Raw genomic sequence first — 23,505 nt, forward strand, 5'->3', positions numbered from 1 at the left:
CGACCGGCAAAGGCAGGGCACGATGGGCCACACGATGGAAGCCGGCACTGAACGCCTTCGCCATCAGCTTCGACGGAAGAATCAACTAAAACGCCAACGGCGGATCCACCGAAAAACGGACAGTCCCCGACAGCCCGCAATCCTAGCGAATGACTGCCAATGACGGTCGAAAACTGAGCCAGTTGTGGGTTGAATGATGCTCCTATAGCTGTCAGTTGGTGTTGAGCCAGTCTGAGTAGCGTTGGAAGAAGTGGTCGTCGCGGGTGAGTCCGCGCTCGAATCTGGACAGTGTTGAGGGCCAGATGTGAAGGGTGTCGGCGGCTCTCTGGAGGGTGATGTTCTTGGCTGTGCGCAGGGCCCGGAGTTCCCCGGCTGCGGGCGCGGGGTGCGGGTGGAGCAGTTGATCGTAGATCTCGCGGGCGATGTAGCGTTTGAGGCAGCGGATGATTTCTTTGCTGGTTTTGCCTTCTTGCCGGCGTTTGCTGACGTAGGTTTTAGTGCGCGCGTCACAGCTCATGCGGACGAGTGCGATGTGGTGGATCGCTTTGTTGGCCTGCCGGTCTCCGCTGCGACTAAGGCGGTGGCGGGTAGTCTTCCCTGACGAGGCCGGGATCGGCGCGACGGCGACGAGGGCTGCGAACTTCGCCTCGGTGGTAATTCTTTCGGGATTGTCTCCAACGGTGACCAGTAGCTGGCTGGCGGTATCGGTTCCGACCCCGCGCAGGTCCCGGAGCATGGGCGCGTGGGCGGTGACGAGCGCATCGAGTTCGGTGTCGATCAGTGCCAGTTCCTGCGCCAGCGCGCGGTAGCGGCGGGCGAGACGTTTGAGCACGATCGCGGTGGTGTTCAACGGATCCTTCAGATCCCCGCCAGGGCGTGATTTTTCCGGCGCGGCGATTATCGCCGTGCCGGTCATGCCCCGGTAGCGGGAACGCAAGGTGTCCGGGGCGGAGACAAGGATGCTTTTGATCTGGGTGATGACAGCTACCCTGGCCCGCATCGCGGTGGACCTCTCGGCACGCACTACACGCATGGCCTCAACGGCACCGTTACGCGCTTTCGGCAGCGATGTCCCGGAGCCCGCCAGGGCGGCTTCGGCTGCCTGGTAGGCGTCCAATGGGTCCGATTTGCCGTGGAGGCGCCGGTACTGCCGGTTAGGCCGCATGACCTCCAGGACCTGCAATCCTTCGCCGGTCAGGACCCGGGCCAGCTCGGCACCATAGGTGCCAGTGCCCTCGACCCCAATGGCCAGGACGGTGCCGAACGAGGTGATGAATTCGACGATCTTCCGGTAACCGGATCCGACAGCGAGGAATTCCTTGTCCGCGAGGTGCTCGCCGGTGTCGCTGATAACAGCGACATGGTGCGTGTCGGAGTGGGTGTCGATCCCGGCGATGACTTTCAGAAAGTGCTTTGCCATGATGAAACTGCCCTGGCCTTTCCGTTGCGTGCGGTTGGGACGAATCGGGGCACGCCGGCCGGGTGGGCAGACAAGACAGTAATGGGACTTATTCGAACAGGCGCTATTAGGTCATGTCCACCTGGCCGCCGCGTTTCCTGCAGCTCGTGCCACGGTGGGCAGATCATTCACAAGACAAACCCTTCGCGAGGGCGTCAGTCAGAACCCAGAGTCACACCGCAGCACGAGCCAATTCCATCATTACTGTCAGCGCTCACTACAACGTTTCAGGCCTCCGGCGAGGCTGAACTCGTGTGCGCCATGGGATTTTGCCCGCCGATGGGTTCGCGTCGGTTGCCGGTTGAGTTCCGCGCGCACCGCCGTGGGCTTGCCCGTGGGTTAGAGGATGGGTTAGAGGAGTCCGGCTTCGGTCATGAGGTCTGTGACTTTGGTGCTATTGAGTTTCGCGGGGTCGATGGCCGGGGCCTGAAGCTGGTTCAGGGGGACGAGTTTGGGGTTGGCTGGCACGTCGGAGCCAACGGTGTATTCAAAGGAGTCGCCGGTCTGCAGGACCTGTTGGCCGGTTTTGCCGGTGATGAACTTCAGGAACTGCTGGGCCTGGGCTTGCTTTTTGCTGGAGGCGAGGACGGCGCCTCCGGAGACGCTGACGAACGCCCCGGGGTCCTGGTTCTTGAAGTAGTGCAGCTCAACGTTCTTGCTGTTCTCTCCGGTCTGGGCCTGGTCCACGAAGGAGTAGTAATGGTAAAGGACGCCTGCGTCGACCTCGCCGGAGTTCACGGCCGCGAGGACCGGGGTGTCATCCTTGTAGGCCTTGAAATTCGTTTTTGCAGCTTCCAGCCAGGTCCGGGTGGCGTCTTCTCCCTTGAGCTCAAGCATGGCACTGATGATGGCCTGGAAATCCGCCCCCTCAGTGGATGCGCCGATGCGTCCCTTCCAGGCCGGGTCCGCGAGGTCCATCAAGGACTTAGGCAACTGGTCGGGGGTGAGCTTGTTCTTGTTATACGCCAGGACGGTGGATCGTGCCGCGATACCCGTCCAGTCGCCGGTGGAGGGCCGGTACTGCGCCGGGACCTGGGCCAGGGTTCCCGCGTCCACGGGGGCGAGCAGGCCTGCCCCGGCGGCGCGGATCATGGCCGGGGAGTTTTCCGTCAGGAAGACGTCCGCCGGTGAGTTCTTCCCCTCCTCGGTGAGCTGGTTACTCATTTCCAGGTCGTCACCGTTGCGGAGCGTGACCTTGATCCCCGTTTCCTTGGTAAAGGCGTCCACCCAGGCGCCGGTGAGGTTCTCATGCTGGGCGTTGTACACAACTATCCCCTCTCCACCGGACGTGCCGGAATCCGAGGTGCCGGGACCGGGAGTGGAGGCACCGCAAGCGGACAGCGTTAACAGCACGGCTGCCCCGGCAGCGAGAGGGGCGGCAGGGGTTCTAAAGCGGAAGCTCACAGGGAGGACCTTTCTGGAATTTCGGGGATGCCATCCCCGCCAGTGGGAGCAAGGTAAGGCAGGCCTAAGTGTAATAACAACACGTGCCTGTTGCGTAATTTTTTCCTCCACTTCGGGATCCTGTCCCGGGCCGCCATAGGCATTCTTCGCGCATTTCGCACGTTCCTCGACTTTTCGGCCCGGGAGCATCCTGCCTGCTGAACTCTGCCCTCAGCTCGCTGATTCGCTAACAACCATCGCTCATATCAAATGGCTACGATATCTTCAGCGTATGGACGAACCAGCACTAGCGTCCTCACTGCATCACCGGACAACCACTCGAAAATCCGCCGCCGTGGTGGTGCCCGCATGAAGCTTGCCATCAAGGTGATTAGGGAACGGGCACTGCCACTCTTGGTCGTCCTGACGCTAACGGCATGCGCCAGCGGGGTCGATCAGGCCAGGAATCCAGGCCCGTTGTTGCAGGCGATGCGCAAAACGGCAGGCGGGAAATGGTTCTACGACCGAGAGATCCTGGATAACGCCGAGCGGGTGTGCCGTAACCGTGACGAATCGAAGTCAACTGAAGAATTAAGTGCCTACGGATTCACGGCCGCCCAAGAGGCCGTGCTGCTCAAAGAGGCTCCAAAGTACTGCGGCAAGTAAAAGCACAAGCAACCCCCCGGAGTACCCACAAAAGTCCAGCCGCCTTGCTGCACCCGCGGAAACCCAGGGAAATCGCTTCTCTTACGAGCTGGACGTTCGGGTTGGGTCAATGGCTCGTTTCCTGACAGCAGATACATCTTCATGGAGATGGTCATATCCAGTGCAACGATGGTCTCCACGGGCGTCGGCCGCCGGACTCCGCGGGTCGGGGCGTTCGAAACAGTGGCGAAACACTTATCAGGGAAGATGGAACACGAGCCAAAGGAAATCAGGACGGGAGAAGGTACGCGTGATTATCAACAACATGTCACGACGCGCGCTCCGCCAGCTTGCCGCGGCGAGTCTTTCGGTTCTCGTGCTGATGGCGGCCGGAGCTGTCCCGCCACACCCGGCCAGGGCGGGTGTCCCGCCTGTTCGGATCGTTGTCGTCGGCGACTCCCTAAGCACCGGTTACGGTACGTCGCCGCAGCTCGCCTGGCCTGCACTGCTCAGCGCCGACCCGCGTTTCAAGGGCAACGTCAATGTTATTAACGCTGCGGTGAACGGTAGCGGCTACGTCAGCCAAGGAGACTTCGACGGGACATTCGGCACACAGGTCAGCAGCTTCGTGACACCCGATACCGACATTGTTGTTTTCTTCGGCTCCGAAAATGACATGGGCTACGCCCCCAATGCTGTGCATGACGCCGCGAAGGCCACGCTCACCGCCGCCGAGGCAACCGCCCCCAATACCCGTTTCATCGTCGTCGGGCCGCCCTCTTACACTCCCGACCCTGAGCCTGAACGGCTGAACGTGCGCCACGAGATACAAGCGGCCGCGCGTGACACGGACGCCCAGTTCGTGGATCCCATCTCCGAGTCCTGGATATCCGGTCAGGTTGACGAGCTCATCGGGCCCGACGGCGATCACCCAACCGAAGCCGGACAACGCTACCTGCGCGAACGCATGCAACAGCTGATCGACAACCAAGGCTTCACCAGACACGACGCCTGAACACGCGCCCGGTCCGACTGTCGTCCTCCTGGCTCGCGAACACATGGGATCGTTCTAACCGGGGATGAGCGTTGTTAACTAACCGCGGACTCTTCCGAGTCCCACCCTGTTGTGTTGCCGGGATGAGCATTGTGCGGGTCAGGCGCCTGGTTGGCGGCAGCACCACTACAGGTCACGGGCGGTTCGGCAGCGGAATGTGGGTGTGGTCTGTCGCCTCGCCGGGTGCGCCTTGGGATAATTGGGGCTGCCCCGGCTTTTGGTTACTCACGGTCTGGATGGACCCGGTAAGACGCCGTCCTGCCGGGGCCAAAAAAGGCTGACATAGTCACACGGTCTTAGACCGCTGGCCCAGCAGTATGCTGCCACTGGGGGATCGGACCGCCACTAGTCTCTGCGGCTAGGTACAGCCCAACCTGACGTCAAGCAGCGGCGAAAAGCGCGTCAGAGTAGGGTCCGAAAGGCAGTTCCTGCACATGCCCACTGTTGAGTCTTAGAGTCCTACCTGACAACCAGCTCGGAGGCGCCCACGACGGCAGCCCGATGCACAGAGTTATGCTCAACAGGGCTGGAGACGTCGAAAATGCCTTCCTTGGTTGCCTCGCGGAGCCGCTGGAGCAGGGCGTGCTGGAGTTGGTGCCAATATATTGATATGAAGTCTCGCCTCTTCGACCTCAACTCCACCTGGCAGTTCCCCGCCTCGCCCACCGAGGTCTGGGCCGTCATCGCAGACACCGACATGAGTTGGCCCCAGTGGTGGCCGCACTGCTCCTTCGCTACGCCCTTGGAGCGAACCCAAGCCGCAAGCAACGCGCAGGAGGATATCCTGCTGGCCACCACGGCCCACCTGAACTTCAAGGCGTTCCTCGGTTACACGCTCACCATCACCATTCATCCCACGAAGGTCGCCATGCCTCGTGAGATAGAGTTCGACGCCGGCGGGCACTTGCAGGGGATCGGGCGGGTAAGCCTCGTCCCCCAGGAACGCGGCCAGACAACCCGTATGGACATAGAGTGGCGCGTGCGGCCTACCCAGCGCTGGATGAACTTACTGACACCGGTTGCCGCTCCCGCATTCCTAGCAGCACATGCCCTGATGATGCGGCAGGGGGAAAAGGGCTTGCAGCGAGAACTGGCCAACAACCGCGCCAAGAAACCTGCGTAGACCCGTCTACATTCACCTAGCCAGCTGAGGACAACAGTTCTAGGATGTAAACAAGTTAGCCGAGCTGGGGAGCCTTCGCAGCCGACAGTTCGAGTGTGCAGTAGCAAGCACTATGAATGGGGGCCACGATGAAGATTCATCCCACCCTCGCTGACAGCCTCCGGCGCCAGGAGAGCTCTTCCTCGAACGACTGGGAAACCACCTTCCGCACCATGGTCCTCTACGATCTGGCGGCAGACATGGAACTTGGCTTCTTCCTCTCGTACTACCGGAATTTTGCCATCCCAAGCATCGCAGCCACTCTCTACCGGAACGGCGAAATCCAAGAGCGTCCCATGAAGCGCTCCTACGACACTGCAATCGTCATCTACGAGCTCATCGCAAGCGGCCTCGAGAGCGACCGCGGACAGAGCATGGTCGCCCTACTCAATCGCGCTCACCGCAACGTCCCCGGTAGCCCTGACGATTACCTCTACGTCCTCCTCACCCTGCTGGTTGTCCCGATTCGGTGGGTCCAGCACCATGCGTGGCGCCCGCCCACAGGAGCAGAACTAACCGCTGCAGCCCGTTTTTTCGCAGAGTTGGGATCCCGGATGAACGTACAGGGTATGCCGGAGACCTATGCCGAAGCGGAGCGTTTCTTCGACCAATACGAGGCAACCCATGTCTCTGCATCGATTGAAGGCCAAAAGCTGATGCACGCGACAGTTCAGGTCTTTCAGAGCCGTCTGCCGCTTCCTCTACGACCCTTCGCTGCAAGAATGATCAGTGTAATGCTCGCTGATGACCGGCTCGTTGGCGCCCTCGGGCTCCCCCGCAGCGGCCGAGGCTCCCGAGCCACCCTGGGAATTATTCTGGCAGTCCGCAACGCCCTCCACCGCCGGCTGCCGTTGCAGCGAAAGCCTCATTTCACGCCAGGAAAGGCCGGCTCGTCTTTGTACCCGGGCGGCTACTCGCTCGATCAAATCGGCCCCGTCAAGGTCCCTGACCCGTCAACCTTCCAAAGCAATGAACTATCGTGAAGCTCGAAAAGTAGCCCGCAAGGCCGAGCAAGGCTTTGGGTTGCCCAAGGCGCCAACGCTCCAGCTCATTCAGGACAAACTGGAACGTCAAAGAAGCCGCCCCATCATTGTCGACGAACTACCCGGCCTATCCGGATCGGAACTCTGCGGGGTCTGGCTCATCTGCGCTGACCGGGACATCGTGTTGCATGCCCCCGTGAAGTCGGCCTGGCACCGGCAGCAGATCGTCCTTCACGAGTTCAGCCATATGATTCTCTGTCATGACCTCGAACAAAGTAGCGCAGACCTTGCCGCGACCTTCTTGCCTGACCTGAGCCAGGACGTACTCCGCGTGCTCGGACGCAGCAGCTACACAGACGGCGCAGAACTCATGGCTGAAGTTTTGGCCGACCAACTCGCTACTCGGATCATCAACAGCGACGTCGATGCCATGCCCGAGCCCTTGGCATTTCGACAAGTATTCGGCTGATGGAAGCGGTCCCTGCCGCCGCACTCTGGGTCCTGACCGTTCTCAGGCTTCCAACAGCGCTCGATGCTCACCGTGGAAGCGTCTTCCGCGCGACTATCCTCGCTGCGATCGCCTGTACCCTTTATGTCCCAGCGGTCTACTACACCGTCGATCCATTACTTGGCGGACACAACCGCGTGGGGCTGGTTACCCTCTTGTCTTTGCTCCTGGGGTTCTGGCAGTTTCGCACGGCGATTCTGCTGGCAGCGGTTACAGATACAGAAGTGCGACGGCGGCAGCTCGTCTTGGGCAGATTCGCTGCTGCCGCCGTGTGCACCACAGTGACGGCCGGGTTTCTCGCCAGCCGCGTGGATGGCACCGATCCCAACTTGCCGCTGACCTACGCTGACCAGCCCGGGATGGCAGTCTTCCTCTGGACAGGCTCCGCTTTCATCATGTGGGTCTGCCTCGACATAGCCCGAGTGTGCCGCAGCAACGTCCCGCACATGCACGCACCGGCCTTCCGGTCGGCTTTTTCCCTCATCGCAGGGGGATGCGTCCTCTTCGCACTTGTCCTGCTGGACCGGCTGATCTACGGCGCTGTGATTGCAGCTGAAGGCGCCGACAGTCAAACAGCTGCCGCACTGACAGGCTTCTACTGGATCGGAGAGACGGCTGCTGTGCTCCTGGTCAGTCTTGGACTACTTCTCCCCCGCATGGCGGGACGCCTCCGGCAGGGCATCTTCGCGCTGCGGGCAAGGCTACTTCTCATGCAGATCAAGCCAATTTGGAATGACGTTACAAGTTGCCAGCGTGAGCTGGTCCTGCAGGACCACCGCCCCGCTTTACTCGTGTTCTTCTCCCGCCACGCGGAAGCCCAGCTTCACCGGCATCTAGTCGAAATCCTAGACTGTGAATTGGCGAGTCCCCTAGCCCGCGAGCGCCTCAACGAACACCACTTGTCGGTAGTCGAACGCGCCGAGCTCTTACTCGAGAGCCGCTCCACGCCCCACCTTCCTCGTTAGAATCCAGCCCTCACACCTCTGGCATCCAAGGCGCCAGCGTTAGATGCTGTCACGGCCCGTCATGTCGCCCCGCTGAGCCTCGCTGATGAATCAACGTGAACCAGAAGAATTGCGAAGAGTGCCGTACCACATTCGAAGCGACGCGGAGGAGCCACCGGTTCTGCTCCCAACGTTGCGCGAACAGGCACCGGAGTCGTCGCCACCGAGCCACAATTCGACCTTCTATAGTGCCGGCAACAACTTTGAGCTCGCCGCACCTCAAAGCGCAGTTGCAGGCTACGAAGCGTCGCCTGGAGTCCGAGAGGATATCCTGCGAGCGCCAACGCCAAGTGGTTCAGTCCAAGCTCCGCTCTCAAGCCGCAGAGATCGACCGGTTCGAAGCCGAGAGTGCGGAACAGCGGCTGAGCATCAACCTCCTCCAGTCGGAGGTCGCACGCCTTAAACGAGCTCAACGGACTAATGTTCAGGACCTGGCGCACACCGCGGCCTTGGTTGTCTCAATCTCCCGTGCCAAGGGAGTGGCTCTTGACGTCCGAACCTTGGACATCCTCCGCCGGCGGGGTTGGGATCCAAGCAAACAGCAGGGAGGGGCACCCCGACTGTGACCATGTCTATCGCACGTCTGTCTGCCCGGTCGGGTCTGCGCTACCTGTTCAAGACAACGATGATGGATGACTTTTCCGGTTCTCCCCCGGACCCCACCACGTACTACATGAAGGCGGGCACACCCCAGGGGCGTTGGATTGGCGGCGGACTAAACGGCATCAGTAAGACGCTGGGTGACGCCGTCACGGAAACCGACGCAAGAGCGGTATTTGACATGGCGATGCATCCGCTGACCGGCACTCCCCTGGGCAGGCCGCACGCCCAATCTGCCGCTGTCGAGAACAAGGCCGGCCAATCAGCTCAACGGCATGCGGTCATTGGCTTCGACCTGACGTTCAGCGTGCCAAAGTCGGTGTCCGTACTCTGGGCGATGAGCCCACACAGCAAGCAGCAGCAGATCCTGCGAACCCACCACGAAGCGGTCGAGGCGACCCTTGCGTGGCTGGAAAAGAACGTCATCCACACAAGGGCCGGCCGTAACGGCGTCGCCCATATCGGCACCCAAGGAGCTGTTGCCGCCGCGTTCGACCATTGGGAGTCACGAACCGGGGATCCGCAGCTCCACACCCACCTTGTTATCGCCAACCGCACACAACGTGTCACCGACGGAGCCTGGGTCACCCTCGACTCCCGGGCTCTGTACAAAGCAGCGGTCGCGGCGAGCGAACACTACAACGGCCTGCTGTTCGACGCTCTCCAACGGGACCTTGGGTGCGACTCCGAGATCCGCGCTCCCCTCACCACAACGCACAACCCCAGCCAACAGCTCACCGGGATCGATGAAGAACTCATCCGCGAATTCTCCAATCGCTCCCGCCTCATCGACTTGGAAACTGATCGTCTTGTGGCAGCTTGGACCAAGGATCACGGCCAGACTCCCTCGGCTACGACCACCATCAAACTCCGCCAGCAGGCAACCCTGGCTACGCGCGCCCCGAAGCCCGAGAGTCCCACACCACTGCACCAGCTCTCTGAACAATGGCAGACTCGAGCAATTGCCAAAGGTTTCCAGCCATCTGACGTCCTCGCCCACGCCATCAACCGCTCCCGCGTCGCCCCTTTTACCTTCCTGGACTTCACTCCCGACTGGACATCCGCCGTCGCGACCATCGCCCGGGAACGGGTTGCCGGAAAACGCTCAACCTGGAACCGCTGGAACCTACTAGCAGAAGCGGAGAGGGTCTGCGCCCAAATCCGCTGCAGTACCTCATCAGACCGGGCCGCTCTGATAGATGCAGTCGCCACCGCCGCCGAACAACAATCAGCGCCCCTGACCGAGTACCGCTACTCCCTTCCACCGAACGCTGGCCCGGACCTGCAGCTCAACCAGCGGAGCGTTTTCGACTTCCCTGGGTCACGCCTCTACACCGACGCTTCAACACTCGCCTGCGAGGACGCCATCATGACGGCAAGGAAGGACAACGGCGGACCGGCTGTTCGCCCATCAGTCGTCATGGACTCGCTGGACAGCGGCCGCCGTCTGCAAGTGCCGAGGCTACATGCCGATCAGCGCGCGGCAGTTGCGGACGTCGTCCTTAGCGGAAACCGGCTGGACGCCATCGTCGGCCCGGCCGGAACGGGAAAAACCACCACGTTGGGCGCCGTGAAGGCTGTTTGGGAAGCAGAGCACGGGGCTGGGAGCGTCATTGGGCTCGCTCCAGCTGCGGCGAGCGCAGCGGTGCTGAGCCACGAACTGCGCATAACCACCGAGAACGTCGCCAAGTGGCTGCACGAGTCAATGGGTCAGAGTGCAGCTACGAGGGGTGAGCGTTTCTTCCACATTCAGGAACTCCTGGGGGCATCCAATTGCAGCGACCGCCGGAGCATCACATTCGCCCAGGAAGCTGCCCAGCTGGCCGCAACCCAACAGCGCTGGTGCTTCCACCCGAATCAACTCGTCATCATTGACGAAGCGTCAATGGTGTCCACCTTTCAGCTTGCTGCACTTGTGCAACAAGCAAAGGAAGCCGGGGCCAAAATCCTCCTAGTGGGAGACCCAGGCCAGTTGGACGCAATCGACGCTGGCGGCGTCCTCGGCTGGCTGGACCGCCAGGGATTAGCGACGCGCCTCAGGACTATCTGGAGGTTCCATGAGGAGTGGGAGCGCTCATCGTCCCTCAAGCTGCGGGCGGGAGACAACTCAGCGATTGAGGACTACGAGCAGCATCGGCGGATCCGGCACGGCTCCTACCTAAGCATGCTGGACCAGGCGTACCTTGCGTGGCGGGCCGACAGGCACGCTGGTAAGTCGTCTATCCTGATTGCCGCAGACAACGAGACGGTCAGCATGCTCAACGAGCGGGCCCGAGCAGACCTGGTGGCCCAGGGAGTTGTGGATGCTGAGCTGGCAGCTCAACTCGCCGACGGCTTGCAGGCCGGTTCCGGTGACACCATCATCGCCCGCGGCAACAATCGCCGGCTCATTGACAGCGAAGGCGAATTTGTCCGAAACGGCACGTTGTTCGATGTCAGGGCCGTCAACAAGCACGATGGCTCGGTTGCCGCAGTGCGGCGGGAGACTGGAGCAAGCGTCGTACTCCCCCGGACCTATCTTGAGACGTCAGTCGAGCTGGGCTATGCGACTACCGCCCACCGGTCCCAAGGCCTCACGGTCGATACCGGGCACACAGTGATCACACAAGGTCGGTTAACCCGCGAGCTACTCTACGTGAGCATGACCCGCGGCCGGTCCGGCAACTTCGCATACGTCAGCCAAGGCAACGACACTGACCACCAGGCCGTTGATCCTTCGCAGCAGCTGTCGTGGCGCAGCATCCTCGGCGAGGTGCTCGCCGCAGAGGGGGCGGAGCGGGCTGCACACGAGGTCCGCGAGGCAGAGAGGAGGAAGGCTGACAGCCTTGAACGGCTGTATGCCGAGTACGATTACCTCGCGCAGATTGCTGCCGGGGAGGACCTCAGACGCTGTCTGGGAACGCGTGCCCCGCTCGCAGTGCAGGAACTAAGCGCGTCACCGTCGTGGGGCGCCGCAGTTGCCGCCTGGCGAAAAGCTACGGCGGTCGGCCGTCACGGCGCAGAGCGCGTCATGGAGCGGACCGTGCAGGACAGCCATTCAGTGCACGACCCGGTGGCCCTCCTTAGCGCGCGGCTTCGTCGCTGCACAAGAGGAACACCGACGACGGCGATAGACCCTTTGCGCGAATCGTTCCCTGTGCTTGGACCCGAGTTGGCAGACATGATCGTCCAGGTCCGCGAACGCATCCGGCAAAGGATGGAATCCGTCACCTGGGCCTGCCTGACGCAGGATGCTCCGTGGAAGGACGAGCTGGCTGCCGCCGTGGGTGCGACAGAATCCTTGGGCGGGCTGATTCGCGATGTTGCCCTGTTCAGGGATAGATGGGGAATCCACGATTCCCACCTGCCATTGGGAGCTCCCCCGGCGGACTATGAGTGGGAACAGTTGCAGCAGTGGGAAGAAATCCAGGAAGCAACTGAAAGCGCCCGAGGACGTCGGGCTGCCCCTCACCCAGAGATGAGTCCACCCGATATGCATCGATCCCAGCAAGTCGTCCTTATTAGTTCAGGCTGGCAGATCTAAGCTGATATAGAGGCAGAACATTGGTCGTGAACCCAGCGGTGAAACCGAGAGTTGCGACAGCCGGGTTGGTACTGGCCAGCGCGGTTGTTTTATCCGCAGCTGCCCTCTCTCTGGTTCTCCTTCTCTCCGCCGGCGTTCCCTTCTCCGCAAAGTTAGGAGGCTGCGCCACGCTGTTCGCTGCTGTACTACTTACTGGATGGCAATGGTGGCGACGGACTAGGCAACGCCGGGCCTGGCAGGAACAGGCGACGGAACAGTGGAGATCGTTCAGCAATGCCAAAGCGCTTGGCGGCACAACAGCGGAGGTGACGCTGGTTAGCGTTAACGCAGTGCAGCCCACCGGCTCCTGGGTCACGATCAGATGGAATCGCTTCAACCACACTCAGCGGGCCTGGCTGGAGTCGCTTCCGGAACCGATCTGGCCCGGATCTGTCCTGCTCATCTCCCCGGACCCAGCCCAGGTTATGCCTGGCGCGCCATGGCCGGACACGTACTTCATTCAGGCGGTCGATTGTTTGGCCTGGGCTCCTGCCGAAGGGCGCCCGGTGGGTGCTGTAAGGGCTACTGCACTGAATGCACCTCATACTTAAAGCTCCTCTCACTGACCGGTACCCCGCAAACCGCATTCGAACATATGTTCTATAGTTGTTGCGTGATCAAGTCCGGCTCGCCAGAAGACCTCGAGCGCATGACGGCCCGGATGGACGCTGAGTCCAGCCGTCCGATCGATGATCCGGCGCCTATTCGGGACTTCCCGAAGTATGCCCGGCCGTTAGTGTACGTCGGCGGAATCTATGGCAAGGCCGTTGGCTGGACCCACAAGTACGGTCTTATCGAATGGATGGATTCCTCCGGGAAGTACCACATGGGATGGGCCCACTCTTCGAGCATCAAGCGGGTGGAACCGGACGAATGGAAGGGCAGTTCGCGGTTATAGCGGGCACCGCGGCCCATCAGCGAGACAGGACGACAATGGCCTGGTCCTCGGCGGAAAGACCAGGCCATTGCCATGTCTCGCTAGGGGGCAAGCTCAGCAGGCCCTCCCAACGGCGCAGGGTCAGAGACTAACCTCATTCCGCGCCGGCTCGCCGAAAGGGGATACCGACACCGGCCCCTTGGTTGCGATGTTGTACGTCGGCTCCGGCGCCGCTTGCAGGCCCGCCTCTGTTGAAGCGCCAGGCCCAGCAGCACGCGCAGAACGTTGGTATGCAGCGGTACCAAAGCGAAGGTCCGGGCCAATGGTCTCGGCTACGATCCGACGAGCCTCACGCCGCTCCCCATCCTTTTCAAAGGAACGGAATTCCAGCTCACCCGAAACGGTGACGGGGTCGCCCTTCTTCAGCGAATTGGAGGCATTCTCGGCGAGCGCCCGGAACGCGGAGACGTTGTGAAAAACAGGTTCCCCGTCATGCCAGGATCCGTCTGGACCTTGGACCCGCTGGTTCACCGCAACGCGGAGCTTGGCGTGGGCTACCCCCGACTCACCGTAGGTCAGATCCGGATCTGCCACGAGGTTGCCGGCGATATTGATCGGTATCTTGGTGCTCATATCGTGCGTCCTTCCTTCGCGGACGGGGCTTTCCCATCCAACGCTTTATCGACTGGCCTCACGGGCCAGACATTTCCAAGCCCTGCGGCGGTCCCTCTGCCGGCTTCACGCCCGCGAATGTTTGCTGGCCTTCAACCCGCAGGGAGGCTTCCGCAGCCGGAACCTTCCCGCCCAGTCCTGGCGGATCGGTCACTTCGAGAATTTCCTTACTTGCGGCCGTCACCCGGCCAAGCACTGATTTGGCAATATCCACGCGTGAGGCGGGCTTCCGCGACGTAGCTCCGGCTGCTGACTGCTCCGCTTCGATAACTGCATCAGCCCAGCCCGACAGATAGCTTGCTGATTGAGGCCCTCTATCAATTCCGTGCGCCTTAAGCACCGTGTAGGCCACTGACTCCGCCTCGACTTCGGCCAGCCCGCGGTGGTCCACGCTGCTTCCATACAACTTGCCCACATTGTCGTTCGGGCCGTGGAGCAAAACGTGCCCGAGCTCATGCGCGAGCACCGCTGCGCGTTCCTCTGAGTTCAGCCAGCCACCCACCTGAACGCGATGCTGGGCAAAGTCCGTGAAGCCGCTTGTGAGCCCGAACTGCGAGTCCGTGACTTGCACTGAGAAGCCGTGAGCGCGGGCAACTCCAGCCAGCGACTCCCACAGCCGCGGCACCTCGACTGACGTGAGCCCAGCTGATCGAGGAACCAGCAGCGGGGTACCCTCGGTCTGGGAGACGTCGAAGACAGCCTGGCCCCGCCAGCCAGTGATGAGCGTCTTCTTCCCCTCGTCAACGGCGCCGTTGGGAGCCTTGTCGCCAACAGGGATGCGGTGACGCGTGCCGTCCGGCAAGAGCACCTGTTGAACGCGGGCCGTCCTTGGCGCAATCACCCACAAGGCATGCTCACCACGAAGAACATTCCGCCCGTGCCGCTCCCATTCCTTGAAGCCCGCCACGAGCGTGGGCTCGTCGGTACCGCGCTGTGCCATCTGCATCATCAGCAGGGCAACGTTCCCGCCGGAATAGCGCCACAGGCTGGCGGAAGCGTCAAGGAGAACCTGCCAATGTGATGGCGACTCGACAGCCTTTTCAAGAATCGAGTGCAGTCCGTCCATCAAGGCAGCAACACGTTCCTCGGGCGCCAGTCGCTGAGGCTCCAACGGGGAGTTCGGGCCAGCGGAGGGGCTTGACGGAACTTCGGGTGCAGCGGCCACGACAGCCACCCTTCTGTTTCTTGGACCGCAGCTCAGCTGCGCAGACACCAGTTCATGGCGACCAGGTCATTGGAGCGACATGACTCAGAATTCGGGAACCAATTGATGGGCCGCCTTGCACCAGTCGAGGAAGGCCGGATCGTCGTTCGCAAGCATGCGCGGTGCGGGATCCTTGTGTGCCTGCAGTCCTACGCATCCGGCCGCCCGGGTGTGCGTCCTAAGACGTTCGACTGCGTGTGGGAGCCTTTCATGGAAGGCGAGCGGCCCGAAGCCAGGATCGTCCGTTGTGTAGGAGGCCAACTCCGCGCGGTGAAGCGCGTACAACTCAGCCACGATCTCAGGGTGACGCCACCAGCAGTCCGGGACGACCGACGTCGTCAGTTGGTAGGTGGCCACGAGCCATCGCACCCACGCAAATAGCGATCGCCATGCCTCCTGTGATTGCTCGGTCGTCATCTCCCGCCAGCGGCGGGTCACGGACTTGGGCCCAGCCTGTCCGGCAAATGCCGACCTGAAAAGTTGTGCAGTAATCTCGTCGTCCCCAAAGGAACCCGAGGAGGGAACATCAAACTCGTCGACGTTGTCACGGCTATGCATCAGGAGCCCCTTCGGTCTTCTGTTGACGCTGCTTGTGCCCGTCGGCCAACAGGCGCTCCATCTCAGCCTTCAGGCGGCGCAGTTCCCCGGCGTCCTTGCGCTTGTGCCATTCCAGGAGATCCAACAGAATAGGCCGCGTGCGCCGACCCAGCATGAGTGCGGTGCCAGCTGGGAGGCGTCGAATCTCGTCCAAGGCGATCACCGGACGGTCGCGAAGCTGTTCGCCGTCCTGCCGGCCCTGTGACGACCAGGAACGCGTGGTGAGCGTCAAGCTGCGCTCGCCGAGCAGACCGGCGAGCGATCGGAGGTCGTGTTCGTCAGATCCGCCTCCGAAAATCACCTTAATGATGGCGGAGTCCCATATTGTTGACGCTTCATCGATGGACCAGCCCGAACGGGCCTGAGAAAGGGATTGGAGGACGACGAGGGTGGAGATGCCGATGCCGCCGCCATCAGCCAGCGCCACGGGGAGGCCCGGCCAGGGAGCCAGGTTGGCGATCTCATCGAGTATGAGGGACAGCGGCGGCTCAAGCCTGCCGCCTGGCGAAACGAACGCCATTTCGCGTGCCGCGCTGTCAATGTCGTCGATCAGGGCGGACAGGTATGGACCGGCAGCAGCCGCGCCTGCGCGCGTGCCGATCAAATAGAGCGTGCCCCGTTCCCGAATGAACGCCTTCGGATCAAACTCCTCGGACTCATCCTGCGGGTTCAGTGCAGCCAAAACCTTCGGTGAAGACAGCGGGGCAACCGCTGCCGAGACACCGATCCAGGAGTTCGAGGTATTCCGCGGGTCGTCTTCCAGGATTCCCATCAGGTCTGACTGCCAACCAAGCGCCGCGCCTGGCGTGCCCAGGACTTCCAGCGCTTCCCGGGCAAGCACAGGGCTGGAGGACCAGCGTCGGAATGCAGCCACTCCCTCGCCGGACAGGGCAGCAGCATGGAGCAGGCATTGGAGGACGATCAGCGAGCGCTTCTGCCACGCAGCGTTTTCGCCCTTCATCTCCGTGTCCGCGGTAATGACCAGCGCTCGCCGGGTGGCAACGTCCGGGTCCTCACATCCCCGCACCGGTGACCAGCGGAGGGACGACGGCAAGCCTGACATGCCTTGGGGATCGAACACCGTCACCGGGCGCCCGTCAGAAGCCCTTGCCTTCATGGTCACTACAAGGTTGTCAGCCCGCGTAGACGTCGTTACGACGGCACCGGGCGCGTCGAGGATCGCGTTGATGACCACGTAGAGGCCCTTGCCGGACCGGGGAGCACCCTGGATCACCATCGATTCTTCAGTGGAAACGTGGACCGTGACGCCGCGGGATCGACCCAGGGTCCAGGACAGATCCTGCACCGAAGGCTTCACCAGTCCCGGGCGCGTGAACTTCCCCCGCTTCTGCACCGCCCTCGCCCCAAAGTCGTGGACGATTTCGGCGCGACGGGCAACGCCGTCCCGGTTCAGGATGTCCTGCCGGAGCCATGCCCCCGATTGCTTCCACCGCCTCCACGCAACCAGCGCAGCCACGGCGAGCGCTCCGACCAGCAGCAGGGCCGGAGCCAAGATCCACCAAACGCTGTCCGTGCCGACTGCGCAGTCCCCACTGCGGATGACTATCCAGTCCATCCTGTTGGCCAAAAGTCCGACGACGGCACCCGGGTTGAAGGGCGACGGCGGCAAGGCGCCGCAGTGCCAAGAGGTCGCGAGCTGCGCCGCGGCCTGCACCAACGCGCAGAGACATACGTAAGCCGCCGCTCCAACGAGAGCAGCGGTGCAGAGCGGATTGTCGCTGGCAGCCCGGGAACTCACTGGCTGTCTCACAGCATCCTGCCGTCAGTCCCGAAAACGTCCAACTCGTCCGTTGTCACCCGGTTGGCAACGATGAAGGAGCGGTTGCCGACCTTCCAGAGACCGACGCCCTTCGGGAGATTCTCAACGTGCTCGCACTCGGCTTCGGTAAGGCCCAGCGCTTCCTTGGTAAGCCGCATTGCGTCGTGCTTCTGGCGGTAGATGATCCTGGTGTCGGCTTCGGTGAGGAGACCCAGGGCTTTCTGCCGATGTCCGCTGGTGCTGTCACCGATCTCGTTGAGGTCAGCGACTTTATGCATGATCAGCAGGTTGGCGATGCCGTAAGTTCTGGCCAAACGCCACTGTTCGCTCATCTTCGCCAGCATGTAAGGATCAGCGAGCATCCGCCAACCTTCGTCGTAGACGACAAGGCGCTTGCCGCCGTCGGGATTGGTGATCGCCGCCTCCAGCCAGGTAGCGCCGCAAGCGGCCGCTAATGACAGGGCTTGCTCCGAAGCCCCAATGAGCGCCGAAGTGTCCATCACCATCATTGGGGCGTCCGCGTCGAAGGCTACGGTGGACGGAGCATCAAACATGCCTTCGAGATCACCGGACACCGTGCGTCTAAGGGAATGGCTGACGGCGGTTCCGCCCTCGACCCCGACGAGAGCCACCATCTCCTTCGACGGTCGCAGCAAATGGTCAAGCACCATGGGCAGCGTGGGGTTGGAGTTTTCCGCCATTGTTTCCATGAGGGCGATATCCAAGGCCGTGTGCTCGACGGGTCGGAGCGGCATTCCTTGACGCATGAGGGAGACAAGTGCCACCAGGAGATACCGGCGCCGCTGGCGAACAACAGCCTGCCACTGTGCTTCAGTGAGGGCGCTTGACCGTGGCCCGGCGTCCAGTGGATTTACTCGTGCGGGACGGCCTGGTCCGACGGAAATGACCTTTCCGCCTACAGCTTTGGCGACGGCAACCCACTCACCCTTGGGATCGGAGGCGACGGCGGCTTTCCTGCCCAATGTGATGGACCGCGCGACGAGCGACTTGCCGCACATCGACTTGCCTGTGCCGACGGTTCCGATAACGACGATGGATGGGCCGCTGATGATCCCTTTGTCGTAAAGGATCCAGGGATCGTAGGAGAAGGCTCCTGACCCGAAGACATCGGTTCCGATGTAGGTGCCTTCATGCCCCAGCCCGGACTCTGTGAGGAACGGGTAGGCGGCCGCGAATGTCATGGTCGAGGCGCGGTGCGGTGCCGGACGCAACCGGTGTGGGCCCCGGAGCGAGTTCGGCTCCTTGCTCCCCCAATCTCCCGTGAAGCGAAGCTTCTGAAGTCCCGGCTGTTCATCCTCCGACGGAGCACTCGCCCGCTTGGACGCCCAAGGTGCGGACCGCCGTCGTGCTTTCTGATCCCCCCGACTTACCCCCGACGGAAGGTACTCGAAGCTGCCATTCGTCTTGTTCATCGCAGTCCTCTTCCCAAGGGCATGGCGCTCGCAACGAAAGCCGCCCATTGCTGTCCGTAGAGAAGCCGCAGCTCAACGAAAGCTCCCGCTGCCGCGGACTCAAGCTCCTGGCGGTGTCGTGCCAAGTCCTCCAGTGAGGTCGCTGTGACGGTCATATAAGAGGCCGGACGGACGTCACCGTGGCCGGCGACAATCTCTTCTTCCCTCTGTGTCACTTCTTCTTCCTCGGCCCTTTGCTCACGCGTGAGCGGCCTGTCGAAGCGGGCATTGATACGGCGACGGGTCTCGTGGGCTTCCTGGGCTGAACGGATGTCGCGCAGAGCTTCAGCGGTCGGTACCGCCCGAATAACCTCGGTGAAGGTGTGGCGGAATTCGCCCACATAGATCAGAGGGTGGAGGAAGCCCGGGAAGACTTTCTGCCGCGGCCATTCAGCAATCCAAAAGGTCTGGTGGAAGCCGGAATCTGTCCGCAGGTAGGTCCAGTGCTCCTCTACACCCATCGGGCCTTGCCTCATGAGCTCATCTGTAGACTCTGCTGCTGGTGCACTCGACGCCGAAGCTGTCGCGGCCATCGCTTTGCCGGCGGGCAAAAGGGCAGGATCGAAAGCGCCGCGAATGATGGCAAGCAACCCCGCCTCGCCGAACCATTCCTCGACCTTGACGTTGTGAGTACCCAGCGACGTTCGTATCGCATCGACTTCGAGCCGTAGGACGTGTTCAAGGCCGGTGACGCCCCCGCCCGACTCCCTGATCCGCCGTCGCGCCTTACTCGTGTCCAGGACAACCGCGACGACCAGCTCATGGCTCATAGCCGAGCCGGCGGCCCCCAGTAAGTCCTCGTATGCACGTTGACCCCATCCAGAGTCTTCCTTGTCTCGCGCCGGCAGGGCATTCTCCCTGTAGAAGTCCCAGAGGGCCGATGACGGGTAGGGCACCGTGTAGTCCTGGATGGCGATGCGGGCAACGCTTTGCCGTTGGGCCATGCCGGCCTGAACGCGTGACCAAGCCTGGACTGCCCACGCTTTATCGTCAGCATCCAGGAGAGCGAACGACCGCGTACTGCACCGCAGCACCGCGATTACCTCCTTGCCGTGTCCATCGACCAGGAAGCATTCCCCACGGGCGGTCGTTCGAATCTCCAGACTGCCCAACCCACCCGGAAGGGCAAGTCGGCCGGCGAGGCGTGGAGCTTCAGGCTTTGCGAGAAACCTCGTCTGGCCCGCAGCTGCGCGATAAAAGAACGTCGCGATCTGTTGTGCCCAGACTGGATATGGGACACGGGAGTACTGCAGGATACCGAGCAGAATGAGCGCAAGCCAGATGGGCCCAGTGGTGAACAACCCGACTGGACCGTGGCTCGCCGAGGCAACGATGGCGACGGCAACTCCCCCGGCGACGATGAGCAACTGGTACCACTTGAGCCCGAGGAAGAAGCCTCGGCGTTCGTACCTTGGGAATTTGACGGCTTCCAACGCGCGCCCGTCTTCAGACATGAGGGGTGCCTCCCTTCGGAGGGTCAATTCTTGGTGGCTGGGGTTTCGGAGGTTGCGGGCTCGACGGTCCGGGGGTGTTAGCGGGAGGCCGCCCTCGCGGTCCCGGTTCTGTAGGTGTGCTCTGCCGGGCTGGCGCTGGAGCAGCGCCGCCTTGGCTTCTCGGACTCTCACGCACGAACCCTGTGGGTTCCGCGGACTGCGCTGCACCCGGTGATCCGGTTGACGATCCTGTCTTCAAGGCTCTCTGTCCTCCATCGGGGCCCGGTGAGGTCAACCCGGCGGGCACAGGAGGAGCTGACACCTGTGTCGGGAAGACGTTACGGCTCGAACTGATGGGCCGTGTCATGGCGGAACGACTCACCATGTTCGCGAGAGTCAGTCGGCCGCCTGCCTGCCGACTGATTTGCCGGGCCGCAACACTGGTGCTTCGCGACAGAACGTGGCCGCCGCCAGCCGTTTGCGCGGCTGCAGCCAGTTCCCCTCCAGCGAAGCTCACGAGGCGCAGGGCCATCATGGGTGCCCCACATGCGAGGGCCATGCCTACGGTTCCGGCTGCCAAGCCCGCGAAGGACTTGGAATCGGCAAAGAGCTTTACGGCGACGGCCAAAACTGTTGCAGCCAAGGGCTTGGCCACAACCAATGCGATGACGACCTCACACCAGCGACGAGCCCAGGATTTTGTCTTGTCCCAGGGCAGCAGCATGAGGGCCACTGGCGCGACGGCGGCGAGTACAACGACGGCAAACGAGCGGAAGATCATCGAGCACATCAGGATGAAGGCGAGTATCCACACGACTACTACGGCCATCATGGTTACCACCGCCGCGCCTGCAGGGCCGCCGGTGTTTCCTGGAGCCAACGAGACCAGGTTCCATTCCCGGCCACTTCCCTGAGGCGCTCGTTCAAAGCCGAAGAGCCGCATGAAGACGAGATAGGGGTCGGAACCAATCGATTGGAGCAGGGCGGCGGATGCCAGGTCCGTTGCCCGCGTCAACTGACGGACAAGGTAAACGGCGGCGCCCACCAGTGGGATGGCGACGGCCCCGCCTATCATCGCCCTTCCAATGCGTCTGGGTTGCTGGCTGATAAGCCCCGAGAGCAGCTGCATAATCATTACGACGGCGAGTGGAGTCAGCATTACAACCACCCACCAGCTCGTGAGTCCCTCGATGGACAGCCACTGGGAGTCGTCGACGTTCGACACAGTGAAGGCACCCGTGATGAAGGCCCACAGCCACGACGCCATGTTCTGCAGAATGTTTGCGAACAGTGACGTGACCGCGCCAAGGGCGTTGTCGTTTGCCTGTGACACCAAGCCGCATCCGGGCGGCCACCATCCATTGAGATCGCACTCAACGGGCATGACCTAGAACCCGAGAGGGAATGCGGTCTGCGACCAGAGGATGTAGCCGTTGATGCCGCCAAGGATGGCAGCCACGGGCCCTGTCCAGAGGAGGATCACGCCTCCGCTGGAAGCCAGGCGCGACGATTGGCTCAGCTTGCCGGCCAGCAGCAGGGCTGCGCCGATGATCGCCACGATGGCGATGATGATGAAAGCGCCGACCAGGATGCCGCCGCCAATTTGTTTGAGCGATTCAAGGAAGGGGAAACTCGCGTTCGGCGTGATTCCTGGGTCCACCGCTGCCAGAAACATGGGTGCTCCGTCCGTCGTATTCCATGGAGTGAGCAGATGAGCTCACACGTTCATGGGAGGTGAAGTATGGAACGACATGACCTGAACATCGAACACGCCTATCGGACACGACGACGACCAGACTTGCATTGGCCCCAGACAAATATGGCGCAGGAGGTGGTCCTGATCGCTCGCAGTCAGATGCGATGAGGCTGCCTAACGTCTGCCTACGAAGAGGACGCGTCCGGCTGATTCGGACGTTTCTGCCCCAGCTCCAGGAGGTTGATGTCCACGCTGCCGCTGCTGCTCGGCTTTGGTGATCCGCGCAGTTTCCGCAGTTTGGTGGCCCGGTACTCGTCGCGGGCGAGGTTGAACGTGTAGAGGGTCATGAGCCCGGCGAAGCCGATCAGCCACAGAGCACCCCACTCCGGGGGATTTCCGTCCCAGAGCGGGCGCTGGAACAGCCACACGCCGGTGGCCAGGCCGAGAACCATGACCACCATGAGGATCCCCATGCCCCACCAAGTGCTGACCTGGGCGTGGCCGCTGCCTGGGGTGAACCCAATCTCATCAGCCGGGTAGCTGTGCAGCTCGCCGGTGCTGGTCTTGCGCAGGACGCGCTTCTCGCCGGCGGCCACTGCCTTCTTGTGTTCGGCGTAGACGGCGTCTTCACGGGCAAACCGTTCACGGTCGTAAACCATGGTCATCCTTTCGTGGCCCGGATGCACGGCCACCGTCTGTCGATCGCGTCATGACACTGATTCCTGCTTCCGAATCCTGACCGAATATGGGAAGAAGTCCAGGGTCATCTGGATGCGGTGATCCGGGTAGCGGAGGAACCATTTGTAGGCTTCGTCGTCGGATGCCTCCCACCAAGGCTTGGGCAGGCCATTGAGCTTCCGGGCCTTCCGGCCCAGCCACTCATGGACATTGACCCAGCACTGAATGACCGCAAGACCGAACAGGACCGCGAAAAACATCATCACCAGTGCCATGACGGGGACAGGCTGAACAATGCAAGTACTCCAAAGCCCAGGCACGCCAGCGAGGCCGGCACCATGAGCATCATCATGAACAGGCTGAAGTTGAAGGATCGAATCAGGTTGTGGTCACCGCCACCGGAGCTGGCCCCAATACCCCACTCCTCCTTGGTGTAGGCATAGATGGTTGTACCAGCCGCGGCGTATCCGTAGTAGAACGGACGGTTGATGGCGCGCTGTAAGGCTTCGTTTTTCGTCTTTTCCCCCATGAAATCAAGCCTATCCGTGTGATGGTGCGGTCGTCGGTCCGCCACCCTTCGGGGAGAGGCCACAGTCGCGGCTAAGTCGGGCAGCGTAGCCGGTGTCAGCGGCTGGCCGTGTGAGTCAGCTGAGCGAACACTATGACGCCGCGCAGCGTTATAGCCGGGCCGCTACCCTTCCAGTCTTCGGCCTTCACGCGCTTGAGGCGGACTTTC

Annotated in this window: 21 protein-coding genes and 1 pseudogene; 8 read left to right on the forward strand and 14 right to left on the reverse strand. The window is 62.0% G+C overall.

The genetic code is table 11. The features are described from left to right. Positions 1-211 precede the first annotated feature (211 nt). Together IEW19_RS08900 and IEW19_RS08905 are read right to left on the reverse strand one after the other, a co-directional pair. The gene (locus IEW19_RS08900; RefSeq protein ID WP_188571294.1) at positions 212-1,420 is read right to left on the reverse strand and encodes an IS110 family RNA-guided transposase; all 1,209 of its coding nucleotides are present in this window, start codon (positions 1,418-1,420) and stop codon (positions 212-214) included. Between the two features lie 390 nt (positions 1,421-1,810). Further along, the gene (locus tag IEW19_RS08905; protein ID WP_229748393.1) at positions 1,811-2,863 is read right to left on the reverse strand and encodes an iron ABC transporter substrate-binding protein; all 1,053 of its coding nucleotides are present in this window, start codon (positions 2,861-2,863) and stop codon (positions 1,811-1,813) included. A gap of 348 nt (positions 2,864-3,211) precedes the next feature. Here IEW19_RS08905 and IEW19_RS08910 point away from each other — a divergent pair, with 348 nt between their 5' ends. From IEW19_RS08910 to mobF, 7 genes are all read left to right on the forward strand, one after another. Next, positions 3,212-3,508, forward strand: a complete 297-nt coding sequence (locus IEW19_RS08910) for a hypothetical protein (RefSeq protein WP_188571296.1) — start codon at positions 3,212-3,214, stop codon at positions 3,506-3,508. Between the two features lie 289 nt (positions 3,509-3,797). After that, positions 3,798-4,502, forward strand: a complete 705-nt coding sequence (locus tag IEW19_RS08915) for an SGNH/GDSL hydrolase family protein (RefSeq protein ID WP_188571297.1) — start codon at positions 3,798-3,800, stop codon at positions 4,500-4,502. A gap of 649 nt (positions 4,503-5,151) precedes the next feature. Then, the gene (locus tag IEW19_RS08920) at positions 5,152-5,664 is read left to right on the forward strand and encodes an SRPBCC family protein (protein WP_188571298.1); all 513 of its coding nucleotides are present in this window, start codon (positions 5,152-5,154) and stop codon (positions 5,662-5,664) included. A 128-nt stretch (positions 5,665-5,792) separates the two neighbouring features. Further along, positions 5,793-6,686, forward strand: coding sequence for an oxygenase MpaB family protein (locus IEW19_RS08925; RefSeq protein ID WP_229748394.1), 894 nt, complete (start codon positions 5,793-5,795; stop codon positions 6,684-6,686). Continuing rightward, on the forward strand, positions 6,673-7,155 hold the full coding sequence (locus IEW19_RS08930) for a hypothetical protein (RefSeq protein WP_134164281.1): 483 nt from the start codon (positions 6,673-6,675) through the stop codon (positions 7,153-7,155). The genes IEW19_RS08925 and IEW19_RS08930 overlap by 14 nt, the downstream gene beginning before the upstream one ends. Beyond that, positions 7,155-8,159: a hypothetical protein gene (locus IEW19_RS08935; RefSeq protein ID WP_188571299.1), complete on the forward strand. Its 1,005-nt coding sequence runs from the start codon at positions 7,155-7,157 to the stop codon at positions 8,157-8,159. The genes IEW19_RS08930 and IEW19_RS08935 overlap by 1 nt, the downstream gene beginning before the upstream one ends. 607 nt (positions 8,160-8,766) lie before the next feature. Further along, positions 8,767-12,321, forward strand: coding sequence for a MobF family relaxase (mobF, locus tag IEW19_RS08940; RefSeq protein WP_188571300.1), 3,555 nt, complete (start codon positions 8,767-8,769; stop codon positions 12,319-12,321). An 89-nt stretch (positions 12,322-12,410) separates the two neighbouring features. Here the strand turns inward: mobF and IEW19_RS24385 are convergent. Continuing rightward, positions 12,411-12,470: pseudogene (locus IEW19_RS24385) on the reverse strand (hypothetical protein); the annotation flags it as partial. Between the two features lie 503 nt (positions 12,471-12,973). Here IEW19_RS24385 and IEW19_RS08945 point away from each other — a divergent pair. Continuing rightward, positions 12,974-13,258 (forward strand): hypothetical protein, encoded by a 285-nt coding sequence (locus tag IEW19_RS08945; protein ID WP_188571301.1) that lies wholly within the window; start codon positions 12,974-12,976, stop codon positions 13,256-13,258. Positions 13,259-13,378: 120 nt separating this feature from the next. On the opposite strand, the gene IEW19_RS08950 is transcribed toward IEW19_RS08945, so the two are convergent. The 11 genes from IEW19_RS08950 to IEW19_RS09000 form a co-directional block, all read right to left on the reverse strand. Further along, positions 13,379-13,870 carry a single-stranded DNA-binding protein gene (locus IEW19_RS08950; protein ID WP_188571302.1) on the reverse strand — a complete coding sequence of 164 codons (492 nt, stop codon included), beginning with the start codon at positions 13,868-13,870 and terminating at the stop codon, positions 13,379-13,381. A 58-nt stretch (positions 13,871-13,928) separates the two neighbouring features. Beyond that, the gene (locus IEW19_RS08955; RefSeq protein WP_188571303.1) at positions 13,929-15,074 is read right to left on the reverse strand and encodes an ArdC-like ssDNA-binding domain-containing protein; all 1,146 of its coding nucleotides are present in this window, start codon (positions 15,072-15,074) and stop codon (positions 13,929-13,931) included. 84 nt (positions 15,075-15,158) lie between these two features. Next, entirely contained in the window at positions 15,159-15,671 is a 513-nt protein-coding gene (locus tag IEW19_RS08960) for a hypothetical protein (protein ID WP_141160684.1), read from the reverse strand. After that, positions 15,664-17,481 carry a type IV secretory system conjugative DNA transfer family protein gene (locus IEW19_RS08965; RefSeq protein WP_229748395.1) on the reverse strand — a complete coding sequence of 606 codons (1,818 nt, stop codon included), beginning with the start codon at positions 17,479-17,481 and terminating at the stop codon, positions 15,664-15,666. The genes IEW19_RS08960 and IEW19_RS08965 overlap by 8 nt, the downstream gene beginning before the upstream one ends. Further along, positions 17,478-18,692 carry a putative type IV secretion/conjugal transfer ATPase gene (locus IEW19_RS08970; protein WP_133247125.1) on the reverse strand — a complete coding sequence of 405 codons (1,215 nt, stop codon included), beginning with the start codon at positions 18,690-18,692 and terminating at the stop codon, positions 17,478-17,480. Before IEW19_RS08970 ends, IEW19_RS08965 begins: the two co-directional genes overlap by 4 nt. Positions 18,693-18,919: 227 nt before the next feature. Continuing rightward, positions 18,920-20,416 carry an SCO6880 family protein gene (locus IEW19_RS08975; protein WP_188571305.1) on the reverse strand — a complete coding sequence of 499 codons (1,497 nt, stop codon included), beginning with the start codon at positions 20,414-20,416 and terminating at the stop codon, positions 18,920-18,922. Then, on the reverse strand, positions 20,409-21,779 hold the full coding sequence (locus tag IEW19_RS24205; protein ID WP_373283579.1) for a type IV secretion system protein: 1,371 nt from the start codon (positions 21,777-21,779) through the stop codon (positions 20,409-20,411). Before IEW19_RS24205 ends, IEW19_RS08975 begins: the two co-directional genes overlap by 8 nt. 3 nt (positions 21,780-21,782) lie before the next feature. Beyond that, entirely contained in the window at positions 21,783-22,070 is a 288-nt protein-coding gene (locus IEW19_RS08985; RefSeq protein ID WP_109864358.1) for a hypothetical protein, read from the reverse strand. Positions 22,071-22,276: 206 nt separating this feature from the next. Then, positions 22,277-22,750: a hypothetical protein gene (locus IEW19_RS08990; RefSeq protein WP_188571307.1), complete on the reverse strand. Its 474-nt coding sequence runs from the start codon at positions 22,748-22,750 to the stop codon at positions 22,277-22,279. Between the two features lie 48 nt (positions 22,751-22,798). Further along, positions 22,799-23,044: a hypothetical protein gene (locus tag IEW19_RS08995; protein WP_188571308.1), complete on the reverse strand. Its 246-nt coding sequence runs from the start codon at positions 23,042-23,044 to the stop codon at positions 22,799-22,801. Next, positions 23,032-23,298, reverse strand: a complete 267-nt coding sequence (locus IEW19_RS09000; protein WP_188571309.1) for a hypothetical protein — start codon at positions 23,296-23,298, stop codon at positions 23,032-23,034. Before IEW19_RS09000 ends, IEW19_RS08995 begins: the two co-directional genes overlap by 13 nt. Positions 23,299-23,505 lie beyond the last annotated feature (207 nt).

This window comes from Arthrobacter liuii (assembly GCF_014639275.1).
In the GTDB taxonomy this organism is placed as follows: Bacteria; Actinomycetota; Actinomycetes; order Actinomycetales; family Micrococcaceae; genus Arthrobacter; species Arthrobacter liuii.